Source organism: Flavobacterium sp. W21_SRS_FM6 (assembly GCF_052119645.1).
Taxonomy (GTDB): Bacteria; Pseudomonadota; Gammaproteobacteria; order Enterobacterales; family Alteromonadaceae; genus Paraglaciecola.
Genome location: NZ_JBGQOM010000006.1, coordinates 40,092 through 55,742, shown reverse-complemented (window position 1 = coordinate 55,742; position 15,651 = coordinate 40,092). Strand labels below are relative to the sequence as shown.

The 15,651-nt window shown below is 43.1% G+C and carries 15 protein-coding genes; 8 read left to right on the top strand and 7 right to left on the bottom strand.

Translation table 11 applies throughout. The features are described from left to right. Positions 1–9 precede the first annotated feature (9 nt). From ACEN2L_RS11505 to ACEN2L_RS11495, 3 genes are read left to right on the top strand one after another with little or no spacing between them, the layout of a single operon-like run. The gene (locus tag ACEN2L_RS11505) at positions 10–972 is read left to right on the top strand and encodes a DUF2157 domain-containing protein (protein ID WP_441743861.1); all 963 of its coding nucleotides are present in this window, start codon (positions 10–12) and stop codon (positions 970–972) included. After that, complete coding sequence (locus tag ACEN2L_RS11500; protein ID WP_306021122.1) at positions 965–2,008, top strand: DUF4401 domain-containing protein; 1,044 nt, start codon at positions 965–967, stop codon at positions 2,006–2,008. Before ACEN2L_RS11505 ends, ACEN2L_RS11500 begins: the two co-directional genes overlap by 8 nt. Then, the gene (locus ACEN2L_RS11495) at positions 2,001–2,519 is read left to right on the top strand and encodes a GDYXXLXY domain-containing protein (RefSeq protein WP_441743860.1); all 519 of its coding nucleotides are present in this window, start codon (positions 2,001–2,003) and stop codon (positions 2,517–2,519) included. The genes ACEN2L_RS11500 and ACEN2L_RS11495 overlap by 8 nt, the downstream gene beginning before the upstream one ends. Positions 2,520–2,559: 40 nt before the next feature. Here the strand turns inward: ACEN2L_RS11495 and ACEN2L_RS11490 are convergent, their stop codons facing one another. Both ACEN2L_RS11490 and ACEN2L_RS11485 read right to left on the bottom strand, forming a co-directional pair. Next, positions 2,560–3,939, bottom strand: a complete 1,380-nt coding sequence (locus ACEN2L_RS11490) for a class II fumarate hydratase (RefSeq protein WP_441743858.1) — start codon at positions 3,937–3,939, stop codon at positions 2,560–2,562. A 223-nt stretch (positions 3,940–4,162) separates the two neighbouring features. After that, a complete protein-coding gene (locus ACEN2L_RS11485; RefSeq protein WP_306021125.1) occupies positions 4,163–4,564 on the bottom strand; it encodes a Dabb family protein in 402 nt (133 codons plus the stop codon). A gap of 264 nt (positions 4,565–4,828) precedes the next feature. On the opposite strand from ACEN2L_RS11485, the gene ACEN2L_RS11480 reads away from it, so the two are divergent. The 3 genes from ACEN2L_RS11480 to ACEN2L_RS11470 all read left to right on the top strand — a co-directional run bounded on the left by ACEN2L_RS11480 (position 4,829) and on the right by ACEN2L_RS11470 (position 7,469). Continuing rightward, positions 4,829–5,704: an alpha/beta hydrolase gene (locus ACEN2L_RS11480; RefSeq protein WP_441743856.1), complete on the top strand. Its 876-nt coding sequence runs from the start codon at positions 4,829–4,831 to the stop codon at positions 5,702–5,704. Between the two features lie 145 nt (positions 5,705–5,849). Beyond that, positions 5,850–6,884, top strand: coding sequence for a hypothetical protein (locus ACEN2L_RS11475; protein ID WP_441743854.1), 1,035 nt, complete (start codon positions 5,850–5,852; stop codon positions 6,882–6,884). A gap of 15 nt (positions 6,885–6,899) precedes the next feature. Further along, positions 6,900–7,469 (top strand): LemA family protein, encoded by a 570-nt coding sequence (locus ACEN2L_RS11470; protein ID WP_441743852.1) that lies wholly within the window; start codon positions 6,900–6,902, stop codon positions 7,467–7,469. Positions 7,470–7,539: 70 nt separating this feature from the next. On the opposite strand, the gene ACEN2L_RS11465 is transcribed toward ACEN2L_RS11470, so the two are convergent. Both ACEN2L_RS11465 and ACEN2L_RS11460 read right to left on the bottom strand, forming a co-directional pair. Continuing rightward, positions 7,540–8,079 (bottom strand): manganese efflux pump MntP, encoded by a 540-nt coding sequence (locus ACEN2L_RS11465; RefSeq protein WP_306021129.1) that lies wholly within the window; start codon positions 8,077–8,079, stop codon positions 7,540–7,542. 102 nt (positions 8,080–8,181) lie between these two features. Further along, entirely contained in the window at positions 8,182–9,219 is a 1,038-nt protein-coding gene (locus ACEN2L_RS11460; protein WP_441743849.1) for a mechanosensitive ion channel domain-containing protein, read from the bottom strand. 236 nt (positions 9,220–9,455) lie between these two features. Between ACEN2L_RS11460 and ACEN2L_RS11455 the strand changes: the two genes are divergently transcribed. Then, on the top strand, positions 9,456–10,229 hold the full coding sequence (locus ACEN2L_RS11455) for a MipA/OmpV family protein (protein ID WP_441743847.1): 774 nt from the start codon (positions 9,456–9,458) through the stop codon (positions 10,227–10,229). A gap of 35 nt (positions 10,230–10,264) precedes the next feature. Here the strand turns inward: ACEN2L_RS11455 and ACEN2L_RS11450 are convergent, their stop codons facing one another. The 3 genes from ACEN2L_RS11450 to ACEN2L_RS11440 form a co-directional block, all read right to left on the bottom strand. After that, positions 10,265–12,610 carry a sensor domain-containing diguanylate cyclase gene (locus ACEN2L_RS11450; RefSeq protein WP_441743845.1) on the bottom strand — a complete coding sequence of 782 codons (2,346 nt, stop codon included), beginning with the start codon at positions 12,608–12,610 and terminating at the stop codon, positions 10,265–10,267. 291 nt (positions 12,611–12,901) lie between these two features. Continuing rightward, complete coding sequence (locus ACEN2L_RS11445) at positions 12,902–13,372, bottom strand: hypothetical protein (protein WP_441743843.1); 471 nt, start codon at positions 13,370–13,372, stop codon at positions 12,902–12,904. Positions 13,373–13,448: 76 nt separating this feature from the next. Then, positions 13,449–13,862 (bottom strand): SRPBCC family protein, encoded by a 414-nt coding sequence (locus ACEN2L_RS11440; RefSeq protein WP_441743842.1) that lies wholly within the window; start codon positions 13,860–13,862, stop codon positions 13,449–13,451. A gap of 156 nt (positions 13,863–14,018) precedes the next feature. Between ACEN2L_RS11440 and ACEN2L_RS11435 the strand changes: the two genes are divergently transcribed. Next, on the top strand, positions 14,019–15,578 hold the full coding sequence (locus ACEN2L_RS11435) for a DUF418 domain-containing protein (RefSeq protein WP_441743840.1): 1,560 nt from the start codon (positions 14,019–14,021) through the stop codon (positions 15,576–15,578). Positions 15,579–15,651 lie beyond the last annotated feature (73 nt).

The following is a 15,651-nucleotide window of genomic DNA, read 5'->3' as shown; positions in this document are numbered from 1 at the left end:
GGACAATACATGTCGCAACGTCAAGTGTTGAGTCACTTAGTCGAACACCAAAAAATCGCTGACCACGATATTGATCAGGCCTTACATACCAGTAAAGTCTACCCTTCGGCCCATGCATGGCCGGCCTTCATTATTCAGCTGCTGCTATGGTTTGGCAGCTTAGCCGTAGTGTGTGGCGTGATATTTTTTATCGCGGCTAATTGGCAAGATATGGGTCGTGTGGTCAAATTTGTTTTTTTGCAAAGTTTGATTGTCATCAGCGTGATTGCCTATTTACGCTTAGAAAAAAAAACCTTATTTAGCCAAGTTGCACTCACCAGCGCCTTTATTTTGCTGGGCGCTTTAATGGCTTATTTCGGCCAAACCTATCAAACCGGCGCTGACCCTTGGCAACTGTTTTTTAATTGGGCTTTGCTTGGTTTACCGTGGGTAATCATTGCATGCTTCACGCCCTTGTGGCTGCTGTTTTTAGTGCTACTTAATCTAAGTCTGAGTTTATATCACGATGCGCTTGGCGCTCTTTTACCCTTTGGCATCGGCCGAGAAAACAGCTTAATTTGGAGTCTGTGGCTACTGAATAATAGCAGTTTACTGGTTTGGGAATTACGCCGGCATGTTCACCCATGGCTCAATCAAACCTGGTTTGGTCGCACCCTTGCCGTGGCAACGGTGTTCAACGCTAGTGCTTTAGCCATGATGGCCATTTTTTCGTTTAATACTTCAAGTTTCGGCGGCCTGCTGTGGATAGCTCTGATGGCCTTCGCATTTTGGTTTTACTGGAAACGGCGCCCCGACTTATTCATGTTAGCCCTGTGTTGCTTATCAACTATCGTTGTTGTAGTTGCTTGGTTTGCTCACCTGCTTGAAAACGCGCTTGACGTTTATTCACTGTTATTTTTACTTACAATCGGCTTAACAACCGCAGCAACAATGTGGCTTAAAAAGTTAATGAAGGAGTTTAGCCATGCATGAGCCAGCTAAGCTGTTAAGTTTGCTAACTGAAAAGCAACTCATTATCCCACCTATAACGCTGACCAACGACAACCAATCTCCTTGGTTTATCAAAGTACTCTTAGCCATTGCTGGCTGGTTGGCTGCTTTGTTTTGCTTTGGCTTTTTTGCCATTACCTTGCTTGATTTAGTCGATAATAACGTGGTGCGAGCCATTATTGGAGTCATCACTATCTTCGGAGCGTTTTTTATTCTCAAAGCGCCACAGTCAGAATTTTTTGAACATATTGGCTTGGCGGTGAGTTTAAACGGCCAGGCTTTAATAGGCTGGGCCTTGTTTGATTATTTTGCCTCCCAAGACACGCTGCTATGGGCCATAGTTTTGGTGCTTCAATCAGCTCTGGCATGGCTCATGCCGAGTTTCTTACACCGTTTATTTTCAACCCTCGCCGCCGCTTTTGCACTGAGCCTATTACTGGCAATATTCGGTCTTTCTTCTTTGTTTAGCAGTATATTAATGATGGGCGCGGCCTGGCTGTGGTTACACGAGTTTAGACTTAAATCGCTTTCACGCACTCGGGCTATTGCCTATGGTATTACCCTTGGCTTAATCGCCATAAAAGCCTCAAGCAACACCTCTGACTTGTGGCCAGAACTCGAAAGTGCAACGATTAACCAATGGATAGACGAGGGGCTAAATTGCTTAATTTTGCTGTATATCAGTTGGCAGTTATTACAACGCTATGACATCGCTATTCCTTCAGCTCACGCTAACTTAGTCTTAGTTGCAACTTTGTTGCTTGGTTTAGCGTCGCTGCAAACACCTGGCGTGGCCGTTGCCATGATGCTCATCATATTAGGGTATTCGTCCAGTCATGCAACACTCATGGGGCTGGGCACTATCGCTGGCTTGTTTTACCTATCAAAGTACTACTATTCACTCGAGCTTAGCCTAAACGAAAAGGCCCTTAGCTTAGCCTTGGTGGGGGTGACCTTGATAGCCATGAGTAAAACCTTAAATTGGTGGCTAAGCCGAGGATCATCACAGCATGAATAAAATCATTGCGCTGTTGGGCTTGCTTTTAGCCCTTGGATTAATTAACTGGTCGATTTATGTTAAAGAACAGCACCTCATCCACGGCGATATCGTCAAATTAAAATTAGCACCGGTTGATCCGCGATCTTTGATGCAAGGCGACTACATGGCCCTGCGTTTTGAATTGTCGCAAGCCATTTATGAAGCCCTGCCCAAACTAGAATCTCAGACGTTTTGGGACTCAGGTCTCGCTAACCTTGATGGCAGGGTCATTGTAGAAATAGATACCCAAGGAATAGCCCGCTTTGTTGCTTTAGATTCAGGACAAGCGCTTGGCGATAAGCAGCGCAAACTGCAATATCGTGTGCGCAATGGCCAAGTCAAATTTGCTACTAATGCCTTCTTTTTCGCAGAAGGCAGTGCTGACATTTATGACGCTGCGCAATACGGTAAATTTAGAGTTAATCAACAAGGTGAAGTTTTACTCACGGGTATGCTCGACAAAGCGTTATTCCCTTTGGGTGAACAATAAAAACTCACTTACTCCTTATCTGATAATAGTGAGGCTAAGCTTAATTCACTCCTTTAGTTAAATGCATTGGGTCGAGCAATTGCTCCAGTTCTTGCCGTGAAATATCAGTATGTTCTTCGGCCACATCGATGATCGGGCGTTTTTGTTGGTAGGCCAGCTTGGCAATTTCTGCCGCTTTGGCATATCCGATTAGAGGATTGAGTGCCGTTACTAGGATTGGATTGCGATGCAGCGCGTGTGCTATTTGCTCTTGATTCACCGTAAAATCACAAATAGCCTTATCAGCCAATAAGGTGGCACTATGACTTAACAATGACATACTACTTAGCAGGTTATGAGCAATCATAGGTAGCATCACATTTAATTCAAAATTACCTGACTGGCCACCAAGGGTGATGGCTGTGTCATTGCCCATCACTTGTGCCGCTGCCATGGCTACCGCTTCGGGTATAACAGGATTCACTTTTCCGGGCATAATTGACGAGCCTGGCTGTAAAGCCTTCAAAGAAATTTCACTCAAGCCCGCTAAAGGGCCTGAGTTCATCCAGCGCAAATCGTTGGCGATTTTCATCAATGTCACGGCTAAGGATTTACACATTCCTGACAAGGTCACAGCAGTATCTTGAGAGGCTATTAAGGCAAAAAAATTATCAGCCACCGTAAATTGCAAACCGGTGTGCTCACTTAGCACTTGGCTGAATTTTATTGCAAGGTGTTTGGGGGCGTTCACCCCTGTACCCACCGCTGTGCCGCCTAGCGCCAAAGTTTGTATCGCAGATTGGATGCTTTTTAAGGTGCTTATTTGTTGCTGGATTTGCGCAGCCCAACCGAGCAAGCTTTGATCCATTCTAACGGGCATAGCATCCATTAGATGGGTGCGACCTGTTTTGCAAAACGATTCTAAGGTTTTGGCTTTGCTGTTAATGGTGTCTAGTAAGTGCTGCAAAGCGGGAAGGAGTTTTTGTTCAAGCGCTAAAGCGGCGCTCACATGGATGCACGTGGGAATAACGTCGTTACTGCTTTGACCATAATTTACATGATCATTGGGATGGATACTTAAGCCTGAAAGCTGACTGGCTAACTTAGCAATAACTTCATTAGCGTTCATGTTGGTACTGGTACCTGAACCCGTTTGAAATACATCAACCGGAAAGTGGCGCATCAGCTGTGGATCAGCCAACAATGTTTGGCAAGCCGCTGAGATCCCTTGCCCTGTATCAGCTTGCACCTCACCTAGTGAGACATTGACCTGAGCAATCATATCTTTGATCAGGATTAAGGCTTGAATAAAAGCCTCTGGCATCGTTTGCCCGCTGACTGGAAAGTTGTTAATGGCCCGCTGAGTTTGCGCACCATAAAGCGCATCTTGAGGAACTTCTAGCTCTCCCATACTGTCTTGTTCAATTCTCACTTTGCTCATCGTTGCTCTCCTTTGTCATGTGTCCTAGACAATAGACAGTCAGCGGTATGAAACGCGTATTCTCATTGTCTTAAGGATTACTACATATTTGCATGGAGTAAGATCTGAGGGCGTGTGATAGCGAAAGCAAGCGCTTGTTTAGCAGGGAACTCGCGCAACAAGCCCCATACAAGAGTTTGTTACTTGTCATGGAGCGTTAGTAGGAACGGTGGCTTTGTACCGGCTAAACAGTAATAGAATCTTTAACTGCAACTTTAGCCCATAAATGAGCGCAATTTTTAACAAAGGCCTGATGAATAGGATGATCTTGGTATTCACTTTGTCCGGCGAGGTCATCGAAGAACATCAGTTCTGAAACATGAAAACTGTTATCAACCACGTCGCGGCTTTCAGTTGAAGCCGGTAAGCCAATATGCAGGGCTTTGACAGTGGGTACTTGTCTAAGTGTTTGTAAACCTGCAATAAGTTGCTCGCGATCAGCAACAGAATCAGGGTTCTTTAACCAAAAATAAGCAGTGTGTATTAATTGAGTTTTTGTACTCATGACTTCCTCTCCTGTTGCAGATGCAACCAAACATGCAGCGCCACTGGCGGCAATAAACTGTCTTCTTGTTAACTTACTCATATCATCATTCCAAGGCTATTGTATATTCATTGAGTCTAACAAAGCCGTTTGAGGATGCTAAGTATTAAACTTCGTTTGCGGTTTACTCAAATGGTTTTTAGCACCTAGACACAAGATATTCGTGGGTTTGCCGAATGCAAATAACATCGGCCAAGGGCGATAAAGGCTAAGGATTTACGCGTTCTTTTTGTCAGGCTTGCGATCTTATCCCCAGTCAATTAAGTAATAATCAGAGATAAACTCGCAAAGGAAGCTATCAAAAACATGCTCAAAGCCCTACTTTTCATTCTGATCACCTTACTCATTGGCTTAGCCATTAGCCTTTATAAAGACAGCAGTCGCACTGGCTTATTTATCCTTAATTCTGCACTAAAAATAAGCCAAGGCATCGAGGTGGTTAGAGACCTTGAGTTTGCCAAACAGCCTTGGCAAAAGCTTGATGTTTATCCCAGCCCCAACACAAAAATCAAAGCTCCCGTGCTGGTGTTTATTTACGGCGGCGGATGGAGCTGGGGCAATAAAGAAATGAATTATTTTGTTGCTCAAGCCTTTGTTAAACGCGGATATACGGTTGTGATCCCAGACTACATAAAATACCCGCAAGGTCATTTTCCTGATTTTATTAAAGACGGCGCTTTGGCCCTGGCTTGGGTAAAAGCTAACATCGGCCAATATAATGGAGACCCAAATCAATTATTTATAGCAGGGCATTCAGCGGGCGCTCATACTGGGGCGCTACTCGTAAGTGATCAGCAGTATTTAGCCGATGTAGGTATGTCAATTGATGACATCAAAGGCTTTGCTGGACTGGCTGGGCCTTATACGTTTACGCCAAAATCAGCACAATATATTGCCACCTTTGGTGAAGAGAATTTTCAAACCATGAAGGTGAGTTCTCACATTGACGGTAATAAACCGCCTATGTTGTTGCTGCATGCACAAGGCGACAGCACCGTGGGTTTGTTTAATCAGCAAGACCTGGCAGCGGCGTTGCAATCAAAGGGGCAAGTAGTACAAACTAAGGTGTATGGTACACAGATTAATCACATCAATATTTTGTTGAAACTGCATCCTTGGTTTGCCGGCGAGGTTAATACAGGGCAGGACGTGGATACATTCTTCAAAACCTTAATCCAGTGAAAACTACTATGGCTAGATAAGGTGTTTTATTAGCGATGGCTCATTTGCGCACTGATATTTCATTAACACACACGCTTGGTTAAGCTTCATCGTGATGATACTGTTGAGCGCATAGTTGGATCTCATAAAAGCATAGTTAATCAGTATGGATAAGGCTTCACCGTCTTCTGAGAATAAGCAACTAGCGACTTTTCTACAATCGCTTCGTACCCAGATTTATCACGCGAAAACCCGTGAGGATTTGCGCCATGTATTGCATACCGTGCGGTCTTTTGGCCGGCCATTGTGTTACAACAATACATCTTATTGGCTGGGTTTTAGCATGGGCATATTGCTTGGCCTGCTCGCCATATTGTATGCCTATTGGTATCCAAGCAGCGTGTCAGCCCCCTGGTTAATTGGTGCTGGCGGACTCACTAGTGTAATTTTCGCCGTGTTAATCTATATGCGCCGCAGTAAAGTTAATGACTTGTCTGACGCTTTATTTAAACAAGATGTGTATTTAGACAACAATTGGCAAAGTGTGCCCTATCATGGCAAAAAACTGGCTGCCCAACTTAGCCGCCAATTTAGCGAGTTTAAACGGGGTAATCACTCGCGAGAAATTGAATGGTTGGTAAAAGGCACTTACCAAGGAACAGATCATCAGTTTGACTACCACGCCTATCACTTTCATTATGTTGACCAACGACAAGTCACCAGTACAAGTAGAGACTCAAAAGGCAATGTACGCGTCACTACCCGCACAGTTTACGACCATTTTCACCGTTACGGTCTGTATTTACCTTTTCGCTTTGCGCGAAATATCGCCATTACCAATAATAGTTGGTTTGGAGGTTTTTTTAGTAGCAGCTATAAACCAGCTTCGGTAGAGTTTAATCGCAAGTTTAAAGTAAGCGCGTCTGACGAATTAGCCGCCGCGAAATTTTTAAAACCCGCAGTGGTGGTTGAAATTGAAGATTTGGGCAAAGCCTTATCAGGACTAAACCTAGAATTTAATGCCGCGAGTGAGCTTTGTATTTCTTTTGAACAGAATATTTGTCAGTGGCAACGCCAACATGGTTTAGATGAGCCGGATGCCTTTTTACAGGAAATAGAAGGCGACCAAAAACTGGCTACACTACAGAAAACACTAGAGCGAATTCACACTCTTATGCGTCACAGTGACAACAACTTTTAAACAATAGGGCTTGATATGAACAGCAGTTTGGTATTTTTGATCGTGTTTGGTGTAGTGATTTTAGCTGTCATTTTAATTTACAACGGCATCATCAGCCGCGCCAATGCCGCGCAGCGCGCGTGGGCCAATGTAATTACCCAAGAGCGGCAAAAGAATAAGATTATCCCTCACTTACAAACTATCACAGATCAATACCAACAGTTCGAATCGGGAGTACAAGAAAAAATCGCCGCACTACGCAGTGCGCTTGGTGGTTTAAGCAGTGAAAAAATGGACACCGCCAAACTTGCAGAAGTTGAAAGTGCAACCCGCAATCTAGTACAAGGCATGCACATCGCGGTAGAAAATTATCCCGAATTCAAAGCCAACGAATTGTTTGGCAAATTGATGCGTGAAATAGCTGAACAACAAGAAAATATCGGCGCTGCCATTCGTATTTTTAACCAAAACGTAGAAGCGTTTAATAACGGTATAGAGATGTTTCCTCATTCACTGGTCAACAGTTTACTGAACAAAAAGAGCACGTTGCATACCTTTAACGACAGTGAAGCCGAAGCGGGTTTTGACTATAAACCTAATTTTTAAGGTTCTATTTCTTGCTCATTAGGTCAGCCCAAAACGAGTAAACGAGGGCTGACCGATCTCGTACCCTTTATTAAAGAAATAGTATTTTGACGCCAATCAATATAAGCGTGATCCCCCCTACCAGCTCAGCTTTACTTTCAAGCCATGTACCACTTTTGGTACCAATAAACACGCCAAACACACTAAAAGCGAAGGTTGCTACTCCAATCATGGCGCAGGCAACAAAGGGGTTAATTTCAAGTAAGGTTAAACTAAAACCTGCTGCCATTGCATCAACACTGGTGGCGATAGCGAGTATTAACATCACTCGGTGGGTGATCTTGGCGATATCTTCTTCAATACCCTCTGCAAACGATTCGTAAATCATTTTGCCGCCAATAAGCACCAATAAGACAAAGGCCACCCAATGGGCATAATCTTCAATCCAGCCTAAAACACCTTTACCAGCCATATAGCCAATTAATGGCATAAGTGCTTGAAAAAGACCAAAATAGATACCTGCTTTGAGTGCTAAACCCAATGGTGAGATTTTTTGCTTCGCACCCAAGCCAATAGAGACGGCAAAGGCATCCATGCTTAAGGCAATTGCCAAAAATACAACTTCAATCACTTATTCTCTTCCTTTTCCTAAGGGGGTACTACACTGCGCACCCCCATCCGCACCGGGGGCTAAAAATGGGGGCGCAAAATTGATATTCAATAAAAAATATCATTATTTATCTTCGGGTACGTCTACTACCTTTTTTATTTCGCTGATTTTCACTCTTAGTTGGTCCATTCGTGTTTCTAGCGCCTCATGCTGGTCTTTATCAGCACTTGAAAGTTGCAACTCAAGTGCTTCAATCTGCTGAATTAATTGCTCTTTATCCATCGCAAGCTGCTGCGCTTGCTCTGCTTTATCAAAGATAAGATCTTCAGCATTTGATTCGCTCACTGCTTTTTTAAAGCTTGGAGAATGCGCAATCATGCGTTTGGCATCAGGTCCTGCATGCTGACTGATAAAGTTAGGCGACATGATTTCAATATCTTTGTCATGCAAACAATCCAATACATTACGATGCAAGTTCGACCGAGCGGTTAACAGGTTCTTAATCTCTACCAGTAAACCGCTGACTTTATAACTTACCGAAAAATCACCAAGTTGAGTTACGTGAACAAAAGGCTCTTCAAGTCCGGTTTGTTTGGCGGCTTGCAGCAATAACTCATCGATACGACTGTGGTGTAAATCGTAGCCTAATGATAACTCAACTGAAACAATGGTCCCTGAGCGGCGTTTAACGCTGACCGCTTTACTGATCAACATGCTATTGGGGATAGAAACTAGCTCACGGGTTTCGGTTTGAATCTCGCAATCAAATAAGCCTAGCTCGGTGACTCGTCCAAAGGTGTCGTCAAATCGAATGAAGTCACCGGTCCGAAAAGGCTGGGTAAAACGCATCATGGCCCCAGCGACTAAGTTACCAAATATCGTGGTAGACGAAAAAGCCAATAAACCCGATAGGACTAAGCCTATCAAACTGAGAATTTGCAGTTCAAGGTTTTCAGACAAGGGTAAGGCTATTACTACGCTAATTAGCCCCACTAGCATTAATAACAACATGACTAACTGACGAGCGAATATGTTTTCGTTACCGGTATGCTTGAGTTTATTAAATAAAAAAACTTGAGCCAGCCACGTCAAACTTGCAAAAAACAGCAAGGTTATAACAACGGGTAACCAGTCACTTAGTAGGTTGTCACTTAGATTCATTGCTATGCCGCCATATCAGCTAGAAAGGTATTTAAATGGAATGGTATCACTCAACATGTTAAATATGGCATGTGTTTTAATCGGCATACAATATTGGGTTCATTTTGCCGAACAATGATCTAACTACTATCCCTTGGGGTAATGTTAATTAGCAGTTCAATGTACTGAGTCGCGATTGAGTCAGGCAATTTTTTTGTCATATTATTCGCTGCCCAATAAAAACCAAGGAAGCAAACATGACATACAAGCAATTAGGCGCTGTATTATTCACACATGTATTATTGAGTGGCGGTGTTTTGGCGCAAGAAAGTGAAGGTGAGAATCGCCGTCAAGTTGAACAGCACGGCTGGTTGTATGGTCTAGGAGTTGCTCTTGACCAAGGTGTGTATAAAGGCTTTGACACCCGTGTTTTGCCCCTACCTTTAATTGGTTATCGAAGCGAAAATTTGACGGTATTTGGCCCCTTTGTGAATTATCATTTTTACCGTCAAGCAGGTTTCGAATTCTCGGCCCGCCTTGTGCCAGTGTTTGAAGGTTATGATGAGTCCGATAGCGATGTATTTATTGGTATGCAAGACCGAGACTTTTCGTTGGCATTGGGTTTAGGGGCGAGTTACCAGTTCGGCGATCTCAAGTTTGAAGTAAATGGCGCCCACGATGTACTTAATCGTTCAGACGGTTATGAAATGGGGTTTAGCATGAGCAAAGTGTATCGTCACGGCCCAGTGTTTATCGAGCCTTCAGTCAGCCTAGGTTATCAAGACAGTCATTATGTTGATTATTACTATGGCGTTCAGGCCAGTGAAGCCACCAGCACCCGTGCGCAGTACACTGGCAAAAGTGCCCTGAATAAAACGATTGGTGTATCGGTCATGACCCCCGTCTTTTTTAACGGAATGACGCGATTTTCAGTTGAGAATATTTGGTACGACGATGCCATCGCCGACAGTCCATTGACCGACACAGACAGCAGCATCAGGGTCATGCTGACGTACTCGCGATTTTTTTAAGATGAATTAATCCGCACTATGGATTAGGGGCTCATTTATTTCATGCTTTTCTTGTTAGGATGAGCATTTTCAGTAGTTTGGCTAGTGACAAACCAGCGCACACAATCCTTTCCCTCACTCTTGGCAATATACAGGGCGTCATCGGCATTTTTCATATGCTCTTCAATGTGCGGCACGCCATATTCATTGGCTAAACTTGGTACCATGGTTGCGCCAATACTGATAGATATTCCTGTTAATGGGCCTTTATCCGTTTCAATAACGACCTTTTTAATGCTTTCTCGAAGCTCATCGAGCAGGGTTTGACAAAATTGTTGATTCTGGCTGTCGATATACAAACCAAATTCCTCACCACCTAAGCGAGCTATTACATCTGATTCGCGAACAAGCTGCCTAATAGCGTTAGAAATTTCAACTAAACAAATATCACCTACAGGGTGCCCATAGGTATCATTTAAATGTTTAAAATTATCCACATCAAAGATTGCTATACATATTTCTGTATTACGTGAATGACTAATATTATCAATTTGGGCGAAATACGCCCTACGATTCATCAAACTAGTCAGAGGATCTGTGGCCGCTAAGTACTCTAGGCGCTTTTCAGCATCGTAACGAGCTTGTTCAACATCAACAGCCTTAAACAAATACGCCAAAGTGTTGGTCAATGGTGACAAAAAATCTACGTCAGCTTGGGTATAGTCTTCTAATTTATTTGCTAAACCAATCATTCCTACTGTTTGCCCATCACGGGAAATAGGCAAGCCCAGAAATCGTTTTAAAAGTGGGTGGCCATTAGGTGTGCCCACCGAGGAACGATGTTTAGACGGCTGATTGGCAATCACTGGGGCTTGTGATGTGACAACATGACCAAACAGATTCTTTAAATTTGTAAAACGCAAATTGCCTTCTTTGAAACGCGCGTACTCTTTGGCGGAGTCGCTACTCCAACTGATATCAGAGATGGCATGAATATGTAAACAAGGCGCTCCATCTTCTTCAAGCACTCGACCAATAAAGCCATAGTCACTGTCAGCAAGCTCAAGTAACTCAGGAAAAATCTTTTCACAAGCTTGCTGTATATCGCGCTGAGCAACAAACAAATTTTGCGCGTGATTGATAAAGCTGAATAAGCGTCGTTGACGCTCAGTTTGTAATTCTGCCGTTTTCTTTTCGGTAATATCTCGGTGTGTGGCCGCCATGCGCAGTGGCTTACCATTTTCATCTCGGGTTACTACTTTTCCGTAGGTTTCTACCCAAAGCCAATGACCCCTTGCATGTTTAATGCGATATTCAAAACTCATAAACTCAGAATGACCACGTAAGTTATCCTGCACTATCTCACTCAATCTGCGCTTATCTGCCGGATGGACCAATTGGTTCCAAAATAGCACACTGGAATCCACACTGTCGGGATGCAAACCCAAAATATCGCACCAGCGATTGTTTACCCTGAGGTTATCATTTTGAATGTCCCAATCTGAGGTGCCCAATCCGGATGCCTCTAACAACAAACTCATGCGTTCATTAGTGTTTAAAATTCGTTTTTCGAGGTATTTTTGTTCGGCGTTATTAATGAGTAAACCTTGAATCGCCACCAGAGTTTTATTTTCGAATACACCTCGAGAAATCATTTTAAACCAATGGGCTTGGCCTGAACTTCGATTTATTCGAATATCGCATTCACAATTAAGCGCCCCTTGTTGATGATTTTTTATTGAAAACAAAAAAGCGTCGAGGTCGTTTTCTTTGATGTGTTCGTCTAATTTAAAAGCCCCAAGGTCTTCCGGATACGCTATGCCCAGCAACGTACCCACGTTATTAGACAAAAAAGTCGTACTTAATCGGGGCCGCACTTGCCAGTGTATCAGCGCAGCAGGTGAGTTATTCAGCAATTGGTGTTCTTCACTGGTGCGCAAATTATTAGAAATTAGCTCAACACATTCACTTAAATGCTGACTTAGGTTTTCTAACAATATGAGTTCTTTTTGAAAACCCTTACGAGGTGCGTCATCAAACAAGCCAAAGCTTCCTACTGCGACTCCGTTGAGTCGAAATGGAACAGCGGCGTAAAAACGAATATGGGGAGGGTTTACCACATAATGATTGTTTTGGTGCTCAGGTTTATTGAGGGTATCTTCGATAAGTAGCGATTGATTACTTGTTACGACTTGGTGGCTAAATGAATTCGCTAAGTCGATTCTGTCTATTGTTACTCCCGCTTTTGCTTTGTACCAAAAATGATCGTTTTCAGCTATCGCTAAAAAGGCACAAGGCATGCTATATAAGGTCGCAACCGACTCTACAAACTGTTTAAGTAAATCATCATATTGGGGATTATGAAGTCTGTATCGATTAATGAGCGCTTTGATTGTCTGCATACGTTCTCAACTGCTTTTCTTGACTGCTTTATTGATAAACAGCCAGTTGTTAACTCTTGTTTACCCTCCTTAGATAGTTGACCAGCATTGGCTATTTGGCAAATTAGCAGACCAATATTTGCAAAAACCACGCTAAATGAGCAATCGGCCAGTGAAACACCTACATATTAGTTTGCGTATTTTATAAGACAATTGATGACAATTAGATCAAGCGCAACAATATGAAGTTACACAATAACCTAAGCAGGCTAAGAGCCTTTGATTAAAAAAATGCAGCCAGTGTGAGGTTAATTATTCATGGTATTTACGAATAACAGCTACTTTGCCGTTTTCTATTTCCAATACTTCCATCATGGTCTGAGTAAATGAAAACGCTTTTTTCAGTTGAGGATGAAACCCTTTCGCACTGTTTTTGTAGCGAATCGCGACCGCAGAATCATTAAAGATGAACACATCTAATAACTCGGCCTGATACTCAGTGTGGGCGCCCAAATAAAACGTCATGCCGTTGCGCATGGCTTGTTTACCATCAGGACTGCGTGAATCGTCGGTTACGTAGGGTAAATGAGCATGCCCCACATCATCGGTTAATAAAGCCAAATACGCCTCAAGTTCTTTCTCGGTAGCATTAGGAGCTTGTGTAGAAACCATGGTCGAGAAGTAGACTTGGGCAAACTGTTTGAGATCAAATTTACGCTCATCTTCAGCGACGACTGACATTGAAAAAACAAAAAACAGCAAAGCAAACAGCCAACTTTTCATGTAAATCTCCATTTTTAATGTTTGACATCCGCAGGAGCGAGACCCCTCAACGTTAATTTTGTGTGTCGCTCAAGCCTTAATTACTCAAGCTTTCAACATGTTTCTTAAAATTTGATAAAATATTTAACCATCCCTGTCGTTGCAACTCAGCAGTATTTGCGCTTTCCGCTTCAAAGGTCTCAACAACTTTTACCCCATGTGCTGTTGGCCTAAATTCAATGCTGACTTCGCGCTCATCTTCTAGTTTAAAAACAATACCCTGCTGGATCTTAATCTCTGTAAATTCACCTTCAAAGTCAAAACCCATACTGCCGTCTTTTGCTTCCATACGGTAGTTAAACGTTTGTCCTACTTGTAGGTCAATTTGTGCTCTGGGACAGCACCAATCTTCTGAGGCAAAATTCCATTGCGTAATGTGTGTTGGCGTGGTCCATGCCGACCATATTTGCGCCAATGAGGCATTAATGTCCATTTCGATGCTAATTTTCATAGTTAATTTTACTTGTTGTGTTGTGAGCCAGTATCTAAGCCCATGCTTATTAAAAGGTCAATCAGAAACTATTTGCGGCAAAGCCCTGACTTTTTTCTTCAATCAGCATAACCTGCTTTATACCAAACAGTGAACACGCCCATGCAAGGATGAAAAATGACGCCAGCTCCAGAGATCATTGCGCAGCCACATGCCACTGATACACCAATTATAGAGCTTGAGCCAATAAGTGCGGTAAAGCGCATCGATGCCATGGACATACTGCGAGGGTTTGCCCTTATTGGCATATTAATGATGAATATTGAGTGGTTTAACCGACCGATAAGCGAACTCGGTTCATTTAACAGTGCATTGAGTGGTATAGACCATGCTGTGGGGTGGTTGATAAGGTGTTTTGTTGAAGGCAAATTTTATAAATTATTTGCCTTGCTGTTTGGTATGGGCTTTGCGGTTATGCTCAATAATGCTATTGAAAAAAGCAGACCTTTTGGTGCTTGGTTTGTTCGTCGCATGATAGTGCTATTTATCATAGGGTTACTGCACTTAGTGTTTTTATGGGAAGGCGATATTCTGCATGACTATGCGTTTGCAGGTTTAATGTTACTGCTGTTAGTTTATTTATTTCGTGCTAAGCGCCTGCAAAAATATAACCATCCAAACACATTTTTAAAGCTGGGCTTATGGTGGCTACTCGCGCCAATGCTCATCGGGATGTTTGTGGGCATTGGTTTTAGTGTTAGTCACGATAAAGAGTCGCTTCGCAGCCAATGGCAAGAAAGTCAGCATGTAAAAACCTTAGTTGAACAATTAGAAGAGCAAACTCTACTCGCTAACGCAGTGGAACAAACTGAGCACTTCGCAACTGATAATGAGCCTGAGGATTTTGGCTCAATAGCGTCTACACCTATCGATGAACAAGATAGCGATACCCAAGCTAGTGAAACAAACGAATCGACCCAGCAAGCGCTATCTGGCGTCGACTCAGCAGCTGATTTAACCCCCGCACAAAAAGCGCAAGAGATTGTTGATTTCTATGAAGAAAATAGACAAGCAGTAGAAAAAGAACAAACCACCTTAAAACAAGGTGACTATTGGCAGGTAACAGAATATCGCGCTGAAAAAGCCATCGAACACCTCTTGCTAACACCCGCATTTACCTTTGGCATGTTGTTACCCCTTTTTATTTTGGGCTATTGGCTAATATCTGCCGGCATCATGGCCAATTACCAGCAACACAGGCTTTTGTTCATTGGCCTGCGACGCATTGGTCTTGGCGTGGGTTTATTCACCACGGTAGCGGGCTTAATAATTTCTTCACATCCCGCCTCTGAACAATTAGGTTTATTTGAATTGGTCGGAGGCTTTTTGTTTGCTGTAGGTCAACTATTTATGACTGCAGGTTATTTGGGTTTGATCATGAGCCTATTGCTTGTAGAACGCTGGCATCAGATTTTGTCACATGTAGCGCCCCTCGGTCGTATGGCGTTAACCAACTACTTGATGCATTCACTCATTTTAACAAGCCTTTTTTATGGTTATGCTGGCGGCTTATATGGTGAGGTGGATAGAGCGCCCCAAATGCTGATTGTCATCGCCATCATTGTTGTACAAATTCCCTTATCTCGTTGGTGGTTAAGGTCTTATCACTTTGGCCCTTTGGAATGGTTATGGCGCTCCTTAACGTATAAAAAATGGCAAGCCTTTAAGATTCAATAGCGCCAATTTCATTTGCTAAGGGTGCAACAAAGGGATAAATTTCGGATGAGCGAGACAGAAAGTACAACAGTGA